The organism is Sporosarcina sp. FSL K6-6792 (assembly GCF_038004885.1).
In the GTDB taxonomy this organism is placed as follows: domain Bacteria; phylum Bacillota; class Bacilli; order Bacillales_A; family Planococcaceae; genus Sporosarcina; species Sporosarcina psychrophila.
Genome location: NZ_JBBOSA010000001.1, coordinates 4,181,827 through 4,198,378 on the forward strand (window position 1 = coordinate 4,181,827; position 16,552 = coordinate 4,198,378).

At 36.8% G+C, this 16,552-nt stretch carries 17 protein-coding genes; 11 read left to right on the top strand and 6 right to left on the bottom strand.

Annotation, left to right across the window (positions count from 1 at the left end):
* Nucleotides 1-126 precede the first annotated feature (126 nt).
* The 5 genes from MKZ26_RS20035 (at nt 127) to MKZ26_RS20055 (ending at nt 4,499) form a co-directional block, all read left to right on the top strand.
* Nucleotides 127-855: an amino acid ABC transporter ATP-binding protein gene (locus MKZ26_RS20035; RefSeq protein ID WP_067214032.1), complete on the top strand. Its 729-nt coding sequence runs from the start codon at nt 127-129 to the stop codon at nt 853-855.
* 22 nt (nt 856-877) lie between these two features.
* On the top strand, nt 878-1,696 hold the full coding sequence (locus MKZ26_RS20040; protein ID WP_067211814.1) for a transporter substrate-binding domain-containing protein: 819 nt from the start codon (nt 878-880) through the stop codon (nt 1,694-1,696).
* Nucleotides 1,697-1,798: 102 nt separating this feature from the next.
* Nucleotides 1,799-2,452, top strand: coding sequence for an amino acid ABC transporter permease (locus MKZ26_RS20045; protein WP_340767328.1), 654 nt, complete (start codon nt 1,799-1,801; stop codon nt 2,450-2,452).
* Between the two features lie 12 nt (nt 2,453-2,464).
* The gene (locus tag MKZ26_RS20050; RefSeq protein ID WP_340767329.1) at nt 2,465-3,115 is read left to right on the top strand and encodes an amino acid ABC transporter permease; all 651 of its coding nucleotides are present in this window, start codon (nt 2,465-2,467) and stop codon (nt 3,113-3,115) included.
* Nucleotides 3,116-3,884: 769 nt separating this feature from the next.
* The gene (locus MKZ26_RS20055) at nt 3,885-4,499 is read left to right on the top strand and encodes an MEDS domain-containing protein (protein ID WP_340767330.1); all 615 of its coding nucleotides are present in this window, start codon (nt 3,885-3,887) and stop codon (nt 4,497-4,499) included.
* A 449-nt stretch (nt 4,500-4,948) separates the two neighbouring features.
* Here the strand turns inward: MKZ26_RS20055 and MKZ26_RS20060 are convergent, their stop codons facing one another.
* Both MKZ26_RS20060 and MKZ26_RS20065 read right to left on the bottom strand, forming a co-directional pair.
* Entirely contained in the window at nt 4,949-5,725 is a 777-nt protein-coding gene (locus MKZ26_RS20060) for a YibE/F family protein (RefSeq protein ID WP_340767331.1), read from the bottom strand.
* Entirely contained in the window at nt 5,722-6,861 is a 1,140-nt protein-coding gene (locus MKZ26_RS20065; protein WP_340767332.1) for a YibE/F family protein, read from the bottom strand. Before MKZ26_RS20065 ends, MKZ26_RS20060 begins: the two co-directional genes overlap by 4 nt.
* Before the next feature lie 932 nt (nt 6,862-7,793).
* On the opposite strand from MKZ26_RS20065, the gene MKZ26_RS20070 reads away from it, so the two are divergent.
* Together MKZ26_RS20070 and MKZ26_RS20075 are read left to right on the top strand one after the other, a co-directional pair.
* Nucleotides 7,794-8,534, top strand: a complete 741-nt coding sequence (locus MKZ26_RS20070; protein ID WP_340767333.1) for an alpha/beta hydrolase — start codon at nt 7,794-7,796, stop codon at nt 8,532-8,534.
* 524 nt (nt 8,535-9,058) lie between these two features.
* Nucleotides 9,059-10,624 carry a serine hydrolase domain-containing protein gene (locus MKZ26_RS20075; RefSeq protein WP_340767334.1) on the top strand — a complete coding sequence of 522 codons (1,566 nt, stop codon included), beginning with the start codon at nt 9,059-9,061 and terminating at the stop codon, nt 10,622-10,624.
* Here MKZ26_RS20075 and MKZ26_RS20080 read toward each other — a convergent pair whose 3' ends face one another.
* Nucleotides 10,625-11,110, bottom strand: a complete 486-nt coding sequence (locus MKZ26_RS20080; protein WP_340767335.1) for a helix-turn-helix domain-containing protein — start codon at nt 11,108-11,110, stop codon at nt 10,625-10,627.
* Nucleotides 11,111-11,145: 35 nt separating this feature from the next.
* Here MKZ26_RS20080 and MKZ26_RS20085 point away from each other — a divergent pair, with 35 nt between their 5' ends.
* Nucleotides 11,146-11,445, top strand: coding sequence for a tyrosine-type recombinase/integrase (locus MKZ26_RS20085; protein ID WP_445683440.1), 300 nt, complete (start codon nt 11,146-11,148; stop codon nt 11,443-11,445).
* Nucleotides 11,446-12,077: 632 nt separating this feature from the next.
* On the opposite strand, the gene MKZ26_RS20090 is transcribed toward MKZ26_RS20085, so the two are convergent.
* A complete protein-coding gene (locus MKZ26_RS20090) occupies nt 12,078-12,368 on the bottom strand; it encodes a hypothetical protein (protein WP_340767336.1) in 291 nt (96 codons plus the stop codon).
* A gap of 103 nt (nt 12,369-12,471) precedes the next feature.
* The gene (locus MKZ26_RS20095; protein WP_340767337.1) at nt 12,472-12,600 is read right to left on the bottom strand and encodes a hypothetical protein; all 129 of its coding nucleotides are present in this window, start codon (nt 12,598-12,600) and stop codon (nt 12,472-12,474) included.
* An 819-nt stretch (nt 12,601-13,419) separates the two neighbouring features.
* On the opposite strand from MKZ26_RS20095, the gene MKZ26_RS20100 reads away from it, so the two are divergent.
* Both MKZ26_RS20100 and MKZ26_RS20105 read left to right on the top strand, forming a co-directional pair.
* Nucleotides 13,420-13,926, top strand: coding sequence for a DUF4760 domain-containing protein (locus tag MKZ26_RS20100; protein ID WP_340767338.1), 507 nt, complete (start codon nt 13,420-13,422; stop codon nt 13,924-13,926).
* Nucleotides 13,919-14,332 carry a hypothetical protein gene (locus MKZ26_RS20105; protein ID WP_340767339.1) on the top strand — a complete coding sequence of 138 codons (414 nt, stop codon included), beginning with the start codon at nt 13,919-13,921 and terminating at the stop codon, nt 14,330-14,332. Before MKZ26_RS20100 ends, MKZ26_RS20105 begins: the two co-directional genes overlap by 8 nt.
* A 797-nt stretch (nt 14,333-15,129) precedes the next feature.
* Here MKZ26_RS20105 and MKZ26_RS20110 read toward each other — a convergent pair.
* Nucleotides 15,130-15,723 (bottom strand): recombinase family protein, encoded by a 594-nt coding sequence (locus tag MKZ26_RS20110; protein ID WP_340767340.1) that lies wholly within the window; start codon nt 15,721-15,723, stop codon nt 15,130-15,132.
* Between the two features lie 372 nt (nt 15,724-16,095).
* On the opposite strand from MKZ26_RS20110, the gene MKZ26_RS20115 reads away from it, so the two are divergent.
* Entirely contained in the window at nt 16,096-16,548 is a 453-nt protein-coding gene (locus tag MKZ26_RS20115; protein WP_340767341.1) for a hypothetical protein, read from the top strand.
* Nucleotides 16,549-16,552 lie beyond the last annotated feature (4 nt).

The window sequence follows — 16,552 nt, forward strand, 5'->3', positions numbered from 1 at the left end:
AAATATATATACTTTTTATAAATTAAGTTGACAATTAAAATGTCAGTAGATAGAATGGCATACAAGCATGATTATTTAGAAAAAGAAAAACATTCAACGAACTTGGTTGTTAGAAAGGAGAATAACATGATTTCATTTGAACAAGTGAACAAATATTATGGGGATTTTCATGTATTGAATGATATTAACCTCACGATGAATGATGGAGAGGTTGTAGTTATTATTGGTCCATCAGGTTCTGGTAAGAGTACATTGCTCAGATGTATAAACAGACTTGAGACAATTACAAACGGCATTCTTACCGTTAATGATATCGCAGTCAATGACAAGAAAACAGATATTAACAAATTGAGACGAAATATTGGAATGGTATTCCAACACTTTAATCTATATCCTCATAAAACAGTTCTGCAAAATATTACATTGGCACCGATCAATGTCTTGAAGCAGTCAGCAGAAGAGGCAAAAAAAACTGCGATGTATTACCTAGAAAAGGTAGGGATTCCTGACAAAGCTTCATCCTATCCATCTCAATTATCGGGGGGACAACAGCAACGTGTTGCCATTGCGAGAGAACTTGCTATGAAACCCGATATCATGCTTTTTGATGAGCCTACATCTGCGCTCGATCCAGAAATGGTCGGTGAAGTTTTGGATGTAATGAAAACGCTTGCAAAAGAAGGTATGACGATGGTTGTCGTTACACACGAAATGGGATTTGCTAAAGAAGTTGGAGACCGAATTGTTTTCATAGATCAAGGCAAAATTTTAGAAGAGGCAGTTCCGGTTGAGTTTTTCGAAAACCCGAAAGAAGAACGGGCGAAAGTCTTTCTTAGCCGTATATTAAATCATTAAAAACAAAAGGGGAGATGTGTTTATGTTTAAGACAAAAAAGTTTCTTTTATTGACGATAACTGCGCTTATGTCGGTTATGCTTTTGGCAGCTTGTAATTCAGGGGACGACAAAGCAGGTAGTAAAGAGGAAAACGTGCTTGAAACAATTAAAAAACGTGATAAAATCATTTTCGGAGTAAAATATGATACGAAATTATTTGGTTTAAAAAATCCTTCTACAGGCGACGTTGAAGGTTTTGATATCGATATTGCAAAACAATTAGCAAAAGATATTCTTGGCGATGAAACTAAAATTGAATTTGTAGAAGTAACGTCAAAAACAAGAATCCCATTATTAAATAAAGGCGATATCGATGCAATTATCGCGACAATGACAGTTTCAGAGGAACGTAAAAAAGAAGTTGATTTCTCAGAAATTTACTTCAATGCAGGTCAATCCCTACTCGTGAAAAAGGGAAGTCCTATTCAAAGTATTGACGATCTTACAAAGGATACAACTGTAATTGCTGTAAAAGGGTCTACGTCTACTGATAATATACGGGAAGCAGCTCCAGATGCACCCGTCTTAGAGTTTGAAAACTACGCAGAAGCTTTTACAGCACTTAAAGCTGGAAAAGGTGAAGTTTTAACAACAGATGATTCAATCCTTGCAGGAATGGCTTCTGAAGATGATTCTTTTGAAATAGTTGGGGAACAATTTACAGAAGAGCCTTATGGAATTGCTGTAAAAAAAGGGGAAAAAGAATTTGTAGATTCACTTAACACTTCGCTAGAATCACTAAAATCGAGTGGGGACTTTGATACTATTTATGACAGTTGGTTTGAAGGTTTGTTGAAATAAAATAGTGTTTCTACATTGAAGATATATGGTTACATTAAATAGTTTGATCAGTCAGGATGGGCAATTAATGCCCATCCTAATTGAATTAAGTGAGGTGGAAAGATGCTGGATTTCTCAATTCTAATAAATTATTTCGATATGTATTGGGATGGATTTAAAGTTACGTTAATGATCAGTCTCGTCGCGCTAATTGGGAGCTTTTTTATCGGGGCTTTAATCGCGGTCATGAGAATTGTACCGATTGCACCGCTTCGTTGGATAGCGACTGCATATGTAGAGTTTTTCCGAAATATCCCACTGCTTGTAATTGTTTTTTTCTTTTTTATTGCAACACCAAGTTTAGGGCTGTACCTTTCAGCATTCACTGCTGGAACGATTGGATTAACCATTTATACGTCGGCTTTTATTGCGGAAGCGATTCGTTCTGGTATATTGTCAGTTCCCACAGGGCAGATGGAAGCTGCAAGATCTTCAGGCTTAACCTATGGCCAAACAATGAGAATGGTTATTTTACCTCAAGCAATAAAAATTGTAATACCTCCTATTGGTAATCAATTTATTAATTTAGTGAAAAACTCATCTATATTGGCGCTTATTGCCGGTGCCGAATTAATGTATATGGCAGATCTCATATCGGCCAAGACTTATGTAGTCTTCGATGTGTACATATTCGTTGCTCTATTTTATTTAGTCATTACCATTCCATTAAGCTTCGGCGTATCATACCTTGAAAAACGTCTTGCTAATAGCCATTAAGGAGGTGTCATAATGGATTTTTCAGGTGCATTTAGTCCAGATAATCTTAAGTTTTTAATGGAAGGTTTTTATGTTACGTTAAAAGTTGCCTTTATTTCAATTATTTTCAGCTTTATAATTGGCGGGGCAATCGGAACATTACGATTTGCTGAAATACCTATCCTTTCAAAAATCTTAGCAGCAGTTGTGGAAACAATACGGAATTTACCGCTACTTCTTATTATATTGTTTACTTATTTTGCACTTCCAGAGATAGGTATTAATCTAAGTATTACTGTTTCTGCTATTGTGGCATTGACCATTTTTGAATCGGCCATGCTTGCCGAAATTGTTCGGGGTGGATTGAATTCTATTGAAAAAGGACAAATGGAAGCTGCACGTTCTTCAGGACTTACATACGTTCAAGCATTGAGAACGGTGATTTTGCCACAAGCTCTCAGAAGAATGGTACCAAACCTTGTCAGTCAATTTATTTCACTTCTAAAAGATACATCGCTGGCAGTAGTCATTGCACTTCCAGAACTGCTCCATCACGCAAAAATTATTCAAGCACAACAGCAAAGCTATGTGATTCCAATCTTCATTTTAATCGCACTTATGTACTTTGTTGTCAATTACGCTTTGTCTTTAATTGCACGAAGATTAGAATTGAAAACTACTTAAATGATTTCTTTATAAATAAAAATCCCTTCGTTGTTATACGCGAAGGGATTTTTTGTTTGAGGAATTAGCGACTGATAAGATATCATGTCAAACCGATCATATAAGGTTCATGCCCGATCATATCCGTGTCAGACCGAGCATATAAGGTTTGTAACCGATCATATCCATGTCATACCGAGCATATAAGGTTTGCACCCGATCATATCCGTGTCAGACCGAGCATATAAGGTTCATGCCCGATCATATCTGTGTCAGACCGAGCATACAAGGATTGCACCCGATCATATCTGTGTCAGACCGAGCATACAAGGATTGCACCCGATCATAACAGTGTCAACCCGAGCATATAGAATCTGAACCGTTTTAAAATCACTTCACCAATCTTTACTCGAAATGTAATACCTCAATTCGTTTTTGGACAACATCCATGCGATTTAGGACAAAGCGTCTTTGTTTGACTGCGATTTGAACCATGGTCCAGGATGCCACCTAGTGCAGCATGGGATGATTTCGATAGAGGTGAAATGGAAGAATAGTGTAATGGATAAAAGTTATAAGAGGATAACGAGCCACTGTTAACTTTTAATCATAATAATATAATTTGGTGATTTAAATTGAATTGAACTACTTGGTACGCTGTATGCGGTGACAGCTGCACGTACGGAGTGAATGGGGGGGATTTGGAGGATAACCTCAAAAGCTTACCTGTCTGTATAAAGAAGGAATTACCGGATTCTATGTCGAATTAATAATAAAGGAGGTAGTTACTGTGGTTGAAATTTCAAATGGTATTGCAAAAAGAGAAATAAAAAGCAAAATGAATCAGTTGTTCGAGGACGAAAAGAATGGTCACCTTCATGTACTATATAAGTATAATGGGATTGAAAATTACATTATACAGGTTTTGAGTTATGTACAAGATGGTATTGCAGCGGGAGATTACGTGATTCTCATTGAGAATTCTCGTCTTTATCCTATTATTCGCAAAGAACTAAGTACACGTTTAACGAAAGATCAAATGGAATTCATACACTATGTAAATAGCCTCGAATTCTATTGGTCAAGTGGTAGTTATCATCCACCTTCAATCGCTGATTACTTCAGTAAGACAATTCAGCCCTATGTTGAAAATGAAATCTCTTTCCGAGCATGGGCACATGTCGAGTGGGCTACTATGGAAGAGCCACTGCATCTTATAAAAGATTTAGAGGTAATAGTAGACGAAGCTGTAAATCTGCTGTCGTTTCCATTAATTTGTGCATACGAAGGAAATAAAATGCCCGACTACCTCAAAACGAGTTTGATGGAAACACATCCATATGTTCTATTAGAAGACGATTTTATTGTCTCTGATCAATACCAGCCATCGAATGTAGTAAAATGATATTTATTAATAAACAATAGGCGCCTTCGTAGTAGTTAAACAACAGGAGATCATTTATTGACGGTTTTTTTCGAACAGAAGGCATGTAAAATTAAAGACGACCTATCCATATTTAGACGGGTCATCTTTTTTTATTTAAAAAAATAACCAATAAAAACTTGTCATTCGATGATTACTAATAATAAAAAACACAACCCAATAAAGGGTTGTGTTACTCTGTAACCCTTTATGCACAAGGGGTTAACGATATAGTCCCGACTGGAATCAATCCAGTCCTCTCCATGTCGATTTTGTATCCCCTAGATTATCAAGGGGTAGAACGTACTTTATCATACTGTGGACATTTAGTTGGTCGATTTTAGTTAGCCATTATGCAATCGCTTTTCAAATACTGATGATTGCCAGATCGAAATCCTTCCTAGTAAAGGGGCGCATCTAGACTTTGCTAGTTAGGTTCCTATTTTCTTTTTTTCCCTTGTCCTCACTAAATAATATGCATTAATCCAGGAAGCAATTGGTACAATCAGTGCGATACCAATTCCAGCACTAAATATTGTAATCATTTCACTACCGAAAATCTTTGAATTTACGATTTCCCCTATAGAATAAGATAAGTCTTTAAACCACAAAAGTAATGCCATATAACCCCCGAAAAAGGCGAAAAACAACGTATTTGTATTTGACCCTAGAATATCCTTTCCAATGTTTATCCCAGATTTGAATAAGTCTCTTCTACTAATAGTTGGATGTTGGTTAAATATCTCAAGCATAGGGGAAGTAATCGAAATGGCTACGTCCGTAATAGCTCCGATTGTACTCATAATAATGACTGAAGCTGCAATTTTAACAAAATCCACACCAATATAAAGAGAAAATATGGTCAGTTCATCGATTTCTTCTTCGCCAAACCCTTGAATCATCGTTAATTTCGTCACTTGATTGATAAAAATCAATAAAATAACAATTGTGATGGCGGTAGAAAGTAATGCAGTTTTTGTTTTACTGTTCACTTTATTGATGAAAAAAAGGTTAATACAACTAATGATCGTACACCCAATAATCGTCAGGATAATTGGGTTTGCATTCGGATCTGCCATGATCAATGTGATAAGAAGGATGACACCAAAGTTTAAGAATAAGGAAATGAAGGACCGTGCTCCTTTTTTTCCACCAATGACGATCATTAATATAAACAAAATGGCTGCTAGCCACACCAATACATTCATAATTTATGCCTCTTTCGATTCACAAAGAAGATAGAAGTGTATAAACCAATCGGAATTGCCAGTACAATTCCAATGCCACCTGCCAACGCTCGCGCTAATTCCAAAGAAAGGTTCATAGAAAGGGCAAATGACAGTGAAGTGTGGTTTTTTATATATAAAATAAGGACTGGAATGGATCCGCTAATGTACGCAAAGAACAAAATGTTAGTCATGGTACCCATAATGTCTTTTCCAATTTCTAAACCGGATTTCTTCAATGCTTTTGTCGATATATGATTGTCTTTCTCGTAAAGCCCGAAGATAGAGGAAGACATTGTAATGGCGACATCCATCACTGCACCTAAAGAACCGACGAAGAGACCAGCCATGAATACCATTTCATAAGGGCGTGTCAGAAAGCTCATCTCCTCATATCGTAACCCGCTTCCTGCAGTGATCCATATGACCAGGTAGGCAATCAATAAGGATAAAAATGTTCCTAAAAGTGTTGCGACAATCGCAGCATATGCTTTTTCGTTAAAACCGTTCACGAGTAACAAAGAGGTGACGGTAAATAAAATAACAGTTATCCCGCATATCCAAAGTAAACTGATAGATGAATTGTTTACATAAACATCTAGTGCAAAAGATAATAAGAGGGCATTGACTGCTAAACTGACGATCGAAAAAAATCCTTGTTTTTTCCCAATTAGAAGCAAAACAAATATAAACACCCACATGATCATAACAATGTATTTATCACGTTTAATATCTTTTATACTTCCGGTTAAATCGCCTGATGCCTTTGTTTGCTCATCAATTGAAACAAATAAATCGTTTCCTACTCGATATGCATGATCATAAGCACCTGAAGTTGAATACTCGTTCGTTATATGGATTTGTTGTCCTTTTTCTTGTCCATTTTTAATCACAGCGATGATTTGCTGTGTGAACAACTGGTCGCGATTGTTATGCATATCAACAACTTGAACTGAATCTTCGAGATTGGTCTCGATAACTTTAGCAATTGGTCGATCGTAAAAAGAGTAATTGTATTGAACAAACAGTATAGAACCAACAAAACAAACTGCTATAATACTGTACAAAACAATGTTTTTGAGTAGCAATTTTTTAAATTTGTTTATGACAACATTCAAAGAAAAACCTCCGACTAATAGTTAGTATCTATTGCATATAACAACAGTATACGGTCAATTGTATAGTGAGAAATAAAAGTAAAGTGTTATGAAACAAAAAAGTACATAACATTAAACTTAAATTCATCAAACAAGACTTGCCTGTCTTCCCGAATTACTCTGCTTTAGTGTGTAAAATCAAATGCAGTGGAGGTCGAATGGAATGCTGAGGATGTCTGAAGTCAATTGTATCAAATTAATGAGGAATCAAAAATCATTAACTACCAATAAAATCAAAAAACGTTAGGAATTAATTGGATAACGGCAAAATAAGATACAGACGCAGAACAAATCCCTGCTGAGAATGAAAGAAAAAGTTCAGGGATGCGACGTATTCAATCCCTTGCCAGAAAAGAATCAGGAAATCATTTACACAGGATGAAAATGATTTTCAATTAGTTAGTTGGGTTCCGAAAAAAATGAAGAGACTCTATTCACTAATGAAATAGAACTATTATTGCAATGTATCTTAAGTCAAAGGGGATTAAGTTTTAAGGGTTTGAGGGTAGGTCTATTATTTACCGTTTTACATGCTTAAAAAAGACGCTATTATAGCAAATAATTGGTTGCTTTTAAATCCTGTTGGTGGCTATATTCTAGGAGCGGTATTGCTAGGAGAACCTATATAAAAATCTCTATAATTGGAACAATACCGGTTTTATTCGGCCTAAATTTGTCAGAGGATTTTAGTGTAAAACCTTCTACAGCAGTAGTTACACAAGTTGCTAAAATGAGTAGTGAGTAATACAAGATGTAGTCTGAAAAATGGTATTGTAGCAACGGTCAGTTTAGTTCAATAATGAATGGATGTTATACTTTAAAGGAATTATAAAAATTCGATGTTCTGTTATTTAATTAAATTCTGAGAATATGTTAGTGAGGTATTCAAAATAATGATGAAAATAGTACCCCCTAAGCCTTTTTTCTATAAAGGTGGAGAGAAAGCCGTTTTACTATTACATTCTTTTACAAGCAATACGATTGATATGAAAAAGTTAGGAAGGTATTTGCAAAAGAACAATTATTCTTGCTACGCACCATTATACAGTGGACATGGTTTAACAGCAGAAGAACTTCTCACACATAGACCGTCAGATTGGTGGCAAGATGTACTAAACGGTTACAAGTTGTTGAAGGACAAAGGTTTTGAAAAAATAGCTGTGATTGGTCTTTCTCTTGGTGGTGTGTTTGCATTAAAAGTTGGTCAAGAGTTGGAGATAAATGGTGTTGTGATAATGTCAGTTCCAATACATAGGGAAGCTACTTTTCTACAAAAACGTGTCTTTCATTATGCAAAAGGATACAAACAACTGGAAGGAAAAAATGAAGAACAAATAAATGTAGAAATGAAACATCTTCAAAATATTTCTATCGATTCATTAGTTGAGTTCCAACAGCTAATTGATTTAACGATGGATAAATTAGCACTTTTAACATCACCAATTCGCATATTATATGGTGAATTAGATGAGCCATTGTATAAAGAAAGTGCAGAGGTAATTTTTCAAAGCGTTGCGACGAATCAAAAAACAATGAAGGGGTATCCGAACTCTAAACATTTAATGACATTAGGCACGGATATGAATGACGTGAACAAAGATATACTTACATTTTTAAATGAATTAACTTGGTAATTTTAATGAATCTTCAACTAACAGTAGCTTTACTTCAAGAAGGAGTAAAGCTGTTTCCTTATTCAACTCCCCAATTACAAAAAAACAATAAAAAAAAGACCTCCAAGTACAAGGCTTGAACGTCTTTTTTATGGAAAAACCTTTGTACCTAAAGGTTTTCTTCGGGTTTGGCACCCAATGGTCCCGACCGGGCTCGAACCAGCGACCCCTTCCTTGTCGATTTTGTACCCCTTAGTTAAACTGGTTAAGCTGAATTAGTTGAGTTTAGATAAGATTGATTTAATAAGGTTTTAGTGAACAGGTAAATCAATTCAGTAAAATAAGTTCGGTACAGGAAATTAATTATGCGGACAAATTGCGGACAAAAAAGTAAGCAGGTGGTCTGTATTACTTTTTCGAATAATTCTTTATACTACAACAGTTTTCTTATTAGAAAATGTTACTCGTAATCCGAGTAGTGAATGATATTTCCATTACCAAATATGTTTAGACATTACGATATGCTACGAGAGAGGGGCAATATGATGAAAAGGTTTATGTTAATCGCTGTGGTTTTCCTCATCTTAACTGGATGTAAACAAAATGTAGTTGTCGAAAATCAAAACATGGAAGATGTATACTTTACGCAAGAAAAATACTTTCCAACAAACGAGTGGAGGAAATCCACTCCTGAAGCTCAAGGAATGGACACGGAAAAGTTGATGGGTTTTTTTAATGAGGTCAATGAAAAAGCAACTGGAACTAATAGTGTAATCCTTACTAGAAATGGTTATATTGTTGCTGAAAAATATAGTGAGGGGTACACACCTGAAATAAAGCAGCGAATCTATTCAGCTACTAAAAGTATAACCTCAGCTCTCATCGGCATTGCAGTAGATCAGGGGATCCTCAAATTGGAAGAGCGTGTCGTGGATATCTTCTCGGAGAAAGATATTCAGAACCTAGACAGTGATAAAAATCAAATTACTGTTAAGGATTTGTTGTCCATGCGATCTGGACTTGAGTATGATAATAGTAATGATAGTGGTAGCGATGATGTAATGATTTGGGAAGTGAAAGATCCAGTGTCATTTCTTTTAAATAAACCAATGAGAGTTTCACCTGATACTCAATACCATTATAGTTCTGGAGATTCTTTTTTATTGACAGCAATCCTTCAGAAAAAGTCAGGCATGAAAACAGTAGAGTTCGCAGATACATATCTTTTTGAACCGCTTAACATACAAAATAAAGAATTTGTAGAGAGAGATAATATCGCAGTAGGCGGCAATGGGCTAATAATGACACCACGTGACATGGCGAAAATAGGTTTTTTATATTTAAATGAAGGTAAATGGGATGGGGAAACACTTATATCCGAGCAATGGATTGAAGAATCAACCAAAAAGTCATCAGAAGATCGATTTATTTATTTTAGAGGAAGTCATTATGGTTATCAGTGGGTTATTGATGAAATAGAGGGTCATTATGTTTACTCTGCTCAGGGGGGATACGGACAATATATATATGTTATCCCTGATTTAGAGATTGTTGCAGTATTTACATCGGGATATGATGCACCTGAAACTAACAATAAATTAAAAGACAGTGTAAAGTTCATTGTGAATGCGGCTGTATCAGAAGAGGCTCTTGCATCAAATAATGAAAAATACAATTCACTTGAGTCGATAAAGTTGGAAAATAGAGTGAAGGTTGAGAGTGAGAAACAATCTATGCCCCCTAAGGACATAAAAAAAATTGATGAGCAAAGCTATGTCTTCGATTCCAATGAATTAGGGTGGAAAGAGCTACGTCTATCATTTAAAGGTAAAAATGAAGCTGCGTTAAAAGTATGGCTACATGATGGCATTGAGGAGGATTTATCAATTGCTTTAGGTGATACCCCTTTAATTAGCCAAACTACCTTTGGGGTAATTTCGGTAAGTAGACAGTGGAAAGATGAAAATACACTCATCTTATATATAGATCATCTGGAATATTTGTATAATTACTCCATTGAAATTCGTTTTGAGGATAATTACGAGTTAATTGAGGTGAAGGAAATATGGGAGGATGTTGAATACAACAGTTTTGAAGGAAAAAAGAAATAATTAGGTATAAGTTTGTGCTGCGAAATTATAATACACACAATTGCGGTGGTTATGTGAAGGTTCACAGTTTATAGTTGCTGAAATATCTAGGTTGCTTTGGATAGCGATAACATCAGCTGAAGTCATGAGTAGCAATCGGTTTTCCATCAGTGATAGGTCGAATTGATAGTCATAGAGTGGATGTGCCTTCAAATAGCTATGGATCTCCTCACAAAGCGACTCTGCTCCTGGCTTATCACGCCGATTAATCACATCTTGGAAATGTTCGCGAAACTGTATAAATTGTTCAGGAGACGAGTGTGCAGTTACACTTTCTAACGATATATTCAACCTTTGCAGTAACTGTTGCAGAACCGCATCACTAGGCATTGTCACTCCATGTTCGATTTTACTCAAGTGAGAAATAGAACAAATATTATTTGCCAGATTCTCTTGCTTCATGTTTTGCTTCAGCCATTCCGTTCGAATGAGTTGTCCAATGTCCAATTTTTTATCCAATTCAGGATAAATGGCAAGAACTTGTGGGTGGCCTATACCAAAATCAAGACTTAGTGATTTGTACGAATACGGGAACCATGCAAGATCCGCGAAATGTAATCCGAGCCATGAAGCGCATTGTAAAAGAGGCTAAAGTGACAGCGATCCGCTTTCATGATATGCGGCACAAGCATGTTTCCATCTTGATAGCGGAAGGAGTCGACGTTGTTAAAATAGCGGCTCGACTTGGACATACAAATCCCAAAATTACGTTAGAATTTTATGCCCATCTATTACCTAATTCACATAGTGACGTTGCAGATATTTTCCACAATGCGATTTGAAAACATACGGATGACCTGCAATAAAAGCTGCGGACAAATGGCGGACATTAGGTGTAAAAATCCAAAGAAAAAAAGACCTCCAAGCACAAGGCCTGAACGTCTTTTTTATGGAAAAACCTTTGTTCCTAAAGGTTTTCTTCGGGTTTGGCACCCAATGGTCCCGACTGGGCTCGAACCAGCGACCCCTACCTTGTCGAGGTAGTGTTAATACGAAATCAAGCGTTAATATATTCGAAAGTCATCGACAAGTCAATGGTATCAACGAAAGTCATCGGCAAGTCATAATGTCAATTCATTACAATATCGCGATTATACCATGTAGGCGCTGTTATCTGCAAGAATAAAAGGCGCTTATCTGCAACTTATCGAACTATCACACACGAAGCCGGACTAATTCGCTTGTAGGGCGTCTCCCATATACAAAAAGGCGTTTTCCTCGCAATTGTTTCGATGATGCTTCGATTTTCTTTCGTACCGTCAATGAAGAACGTACGGACCGCTTCAACGAATTCCGCCGTACCGCATTTGAATCTTTCATGCTTTTGAAGGGGGGCGAGACCACTAAATCGCGTGGTGAAAAGGCCGGTTATGACTGACGAAAAGGGAATAAAAAAGACGCCTTGTTTGGTTCGTTATGCGGTTGGAGTGAATGTGGATAACAAATTTCGTATATATACATACAATGACTGGATAATCAGTTTTGATAAGTAATAGACAATAACAAAGTAAAATGAATAGTATATCGTGGTTTTTAACGTTTCAAATAAGCAAATAAATATATATACCCATAGCGGGTCGCCCATCGACATTATCGGGTCACCGTACGTGCTAAATGTAAGTTGAAAATGAAATACCGCCGAACCGCCAAGTATAGCCGTCGTGATTATAAACAACATAGGAACTTTTTTGTAAATCTCTTTCATTTCGTACATTCCTTTCAAGTCATAATTTTCACTATTGTAGCATGGTGTATGTAAACATGTAAGTAAACGAAAAAAAACGACGAACATTTCACCGCTTTCGCTGTTATCGTCCTTCAATAAATCGTTCCATTTCGGAAACCTTGTCACCGTTCAATAAATGGGTTACGCCAAATGTTTCGCCTTCCCCATTATGGTTGACCGCAACGTCAATGTCGTTCACAATCTGTTTCATATATTCGAATGCTTGCCTCATGTTTTCATCGGTCGGCTTGTTCCGTGTCTTCCTTCGCTTGCCCGTTTGGGTCTAAATGTGCCGTGCGAATAAATTGGCTGTGCCCAATGTAACTTGAAAGAAGAAACAAACTTGAATGTTCCTTTTCGATTTTCGCATTTTTAACAATCAAATGTTACGGAAATTCCTCGATGACTTTTTGCGCCTTCAAATATTATTCGAAACCTTCGTCATCCGATTCGTTTTCCGACTTTGCCATTCGTGACGGCATTAATCCCATTCGATATAGCCAACGCCTTATAAATTAATGATTGGAACGACGTTTATTCCGCCACTTTCATTCGTTGTTGTCGAACGGCAAGAGCTTCAAGTAGTGGCAAACCAAATTCCTTCGGGATTGCCCCCATTCCTTGACTGTGATTTTGATATTACCACTGTTTATTCATTTTCGTTTTGTCGTTTGTCTTACAACCGAAAATGGTAGATTTCGTTGTATATAAAGAAAGGGAAAGAAAATAACAAAAAAGACCTTCCGTAGGATAACGGGTTCTCTTTATGGGGGCAATAGAGAAAATAACATAAGTAATAGTACTTATTTCATCAACCCCAAAAGCATAGGTTATAGCAGCGATTAGTTGAATACGTAATAAGAAACCCAAGCTCAATCAAAACGTTTATAAAAAAAATAATAGCATGAATTTTAGATATATCTATTTTGCTATTTTTATAGTAAAATATTACTATGCGTTAATTTAGAATTCTAAATTTATACGAGGAGGAAATATACTGTACACAAACACATATGAAGTGATTCAACTAATGAGTAGCTTGATATTAGCCTACGCTGCCATGATAATCTCAATTGGGTCTTTGCTTCTAATTACATATTTGAAACGCAATAGTAATTTTAAAAGAACAGAATTCACTCAACGTATTATTGAGCAACACAAAGATGTTCCAAAGATGATGAGTAAAATAATCACTAATCGTGCAAAAAGAAATCAATTGGCTCATGGCAGGACTGTAGAAGAAAACAATTATGATTTAATGTTGGAAACAGAAGAAGATTTTATGGATGAAACATTGATACTGCTAAATATTTTTAATACCTTAGCAAATGGCATTGACAGGGGAGTTTATGATGAAGACTTAATAAGGATAAATTTTGAGCAGGACATTAAGTTGTTTTATCGATATTCAGGACCTTATTTGCGAACTTTGCGGTTCTCTTCAGACTCTGATGAGATGTTCTTACCCATTGAGTTTTTAATAAAGGAATGGGGAAACAAAAAACCAAAGAAGAAGAGGGGGACGTTTTTTGGATAAGTCCACCTTCGATAGAATCAATAACTTTTGTGATGGTAAGCAGATAACTCAGATTGAACGAGACTTTGTGATTAGAAAGTTTTCAGAGGGTTTGTTTTACGCCTTTCAAGCAAGGGAGACTCAAAAAGGAAGTCCTTTAACGGTCAGAGAAAAAAAGGATATTGGAGAGCCACTTTTAAATGATATAAGCCTTGAGAATATCATTGAAGCTGCAAAATCATATTATTCAAAAGTTGAGGAACATTTCTTTCAACAATATAAGAAAAACAATGGGAAAAGTAACTTTTGGAATTCTGTTGGGACAAACGTAGTAGCGAATGTTATATACTCTGTTGTTTTAATTTTAGCATTTATATTAGGGAAAGATTTAATATCCGGTTGGTTAAGTTCGCTTTTAGATAAGTAATTACACCCCCCCCTTAAAAGGAGGGGGTTTTCTCGTTTCGCTTCACAGTCTATTTCAACACTCCTAAGTGCAGAACTCTTTTCCCCCTTTATTTGTTCAATAAAAAAGAGGACTCATTACCCGTAGTAAAACACATAGATTGGCTCGTTAAATGATTATTTTTGTAATAGACATCTTGTTTTTGATAAAGCCGTAAGATTTTAGAACAATTGATTTCATTTCAGTTAGTTGTAGACCAAGTGTGAAAGGTATTGATTGAGTAATTCTTCGCAACTTGAAAGGTCTTGTGTGATTTGACGAACTTGCCGCCACGTTCGAAATATATTTTATCGTTCATGACTTGGATTCAATGAAGATGCACGTTGAATTCACTCCCGTCTTCCGCCGTCATAAATCGTAATTTCATTGTAGAATGAATCATTAGTGCGTACAATGTGAAGTCGTGTGAATTCGGTATGACCAAGATCGGACATCGTGTGATATTTATATGCCTTCGAGGTGAAAGCGTATGTGAACGTCATTTCACGAATCGAATTTCAACCGTTAATAACGATAGGGGGTCGAAAGGAAAGGTATGCGAAATCAATGTCGAGGGTATTTTGAAGGGATTCGCTTCATATGGTTCGTAATGTACGTAAGGCAATCGCTTCAAAAGTCCGTAATACCGACTTTATACGTCCCCTTATGTCCGAGGATATTCGACGCCAAAACACGAATAACGTCAATAACGACGGGGGTTCGTCAAGTATTTCGCTTTTACACATTCGGACATACGACAAAAGAAAAAGCCGCCCCGTTTATGGACGACGTACTTCCGTTTCTATTGCCTTCGCTTGTGCTTTACGTTTCGCCCTTGACAACGTTGAAACGCTTATTCCAGTTGATTCGCTTACTTCCTTATACGACATTGTATCGAGTTTCAAAAGGGCGTCTTCGATATGCTTCCGACCGAACTTCTTCGGACGACCTTCAACGAAATCGGGTCTTTGCTTTGCGATTGCCTTTCCTTCTTGCGTCCGTTCGATAATCATGTTGCGTTCCATTTCAGCGACGGCAAGCAACGTTGTAAGGAAGAATCGTCCCATTGTCGTATTCTCCAAAAGACCAACGTTCAAGACGTGGACACGAACGCCCTTTTCGAATAGTCCTTCGACAATCTCAATCCCTTCCTTTGTGTTACGTGCAAGACGGTCAAGTTTCGTCACTATCAACGTGTCGCCCTCTTGTAGCATCGACAATACTTCTATTAATTGCGGACGTTCCTTCGTTGTCCCCGTGAACTTCTCTTTATATATAGTCGTGCAACCTTCCGCTTCCAACGCTTGAAGCTGTACTTCCAAGTCTTGACCCATTGACGACACCCTTGCATATCCATAGCGATTCTTATTCATTCAATTTCCCCCTCATAGTTATGACCATATGTAATGACTGTTCGATATCATTGATACTATCACATCGTCATTCGTAGGTCAATACTGTTAAGTTATGACCAATAGAAGAGCATGACGAAGCACGACACGGCAATGAAGCAAGCATGACGAACCATTGTCAAAAGCATTGCCGCATTGTTCGGTTATATAGCGATTGGAATTTTAGGGGGGGACACGGGGGGACGGGGGGTGTTATTCGGCGCAGAAGGTGAATCGAGAATATACGCAACAAATTTACGAAAGTATTGGCAACAAAGGGACAACATATGACACTATTCACAACGTTTGATAGAATCAAATTAGAACAATTAGGTGAAAAGGGGGAAATTCGGAATGCCAACGTGGATACAATGGGTTAGTTTCGGCTTGGCTATTGTCGGTTCGATTACTGGCATATGGGCATTAGTATTGAATCATCAACGCACCACAATTCTAAGACGCAAAGAAAAAGAACGTCTTGAATCTAAGAAGAAAGCGAAATTTCAAGTTGATAGAACGAAGGAAATGGGTTCTAAACGTATGCAGGACAAATTCATCATTCGTAATATTGGCGAAGCCGAGGCGAGGAACGTCATTATTGAATTCTATAATTATGATAGATTTGGCGACGGTTCGAAAATCAAGTCAAATGTATTGAGCGACAAAATTCCGTCAACTATCCTTGCGGGTCACACGATTAAATCCCTAATGATTATCGCCGGAAATTCTTCTCCACCGTGGGAAATCGTTATTTCTTGGGACGACGATTTCAAAGAAGGAAATGTTATTGAAACCACATTAAATTGAACGT

Bases quoted from the DNA above. Each gene is read 5' to 3' on its own strand.
- MKZ26_RS20050 (WP_340767329.1), top strand. From the start codon at position 2,465: ATGGATTTTTCAGGTGCATTTAGTCCAGATAATCTTAAGTTTTTAATG.
- MKZ26_RS20115 (WP_340767341.1), top strand. From the start codon at position 16,096: ATGCCAACGTGGATACAATGGGTTAGTTTCGGCTTGGCTATTGTCGGT.
- MKZ26_RS20045 (WP_340767328.1), top strand. From the start codon at position 1,799: ATGCTGGATTTCTCAATTCTAATAAATTATTTCGATATGTATTGGGAT.
- MKZ26_RS20060 (WP_340767331.1), bottom strand. From the start codon at position 5,725: ATGAATGTATTGGTGTGGCTAGCAGCCATTTTGTTTATATTAATGATC.
- MKZ26_RS20075 (WP_340767334.1), top strand. From the start codon at position 9,059: ATGAAAAGGTTTATGTTAATCGCTGTGGTTTTCCTCATCTTAACTGGA.
- MKZ26_RS20110 (WP_340767340.1), bottom strand. From the start codon at position 15,723: ATGAATAAGAATCGCTATGGATATGCAAGGGTGTCGTCAATGGGTCAA.
- MKZ26_RS20040 (WP_067211814.1), top strand. From the start codon at position 878: ATGTTTAAGACAAAAAAGTTTCTTTTATTGACGATAACTGCGCTTATG.
- MKZ26_RS20070 (WP_340767333.1), top strand. From the start codon at position 7,794: ATGATGAAAATAGTACCCCCTAAGCCTTTTTTCTATAAAGGTGGAGAG.
- MKZ26_RS20035 (WP_067214032.1), top strand. From the start codon at position 127: ATGATTTCATTTGAACAAGTGAACAAATATTATGGGGATTTTCATGTA.
- MKZ26_RS20100 (WP_340767338.1), top strand. From the start codon at position 13,420: ATGAGTAGCTTGATATTAGCCTACGCTGCCATGATAATCTCAATTGGG.
- MKZ26_RS20095 (WP_340767337.1), bottom strand. From the start codon at position 12,600: ATGAAACAGATTGTGAACGACATTGACGTTGCGGTCAACCATAATGGG.
- MKZ26_RS20090 (WP_340767336.1), bottom strand. From the start codon at position 12,368: ATGAAAGAGATTTACAAAAAAGTTCCTATGTTGTTTATAATCACGACG.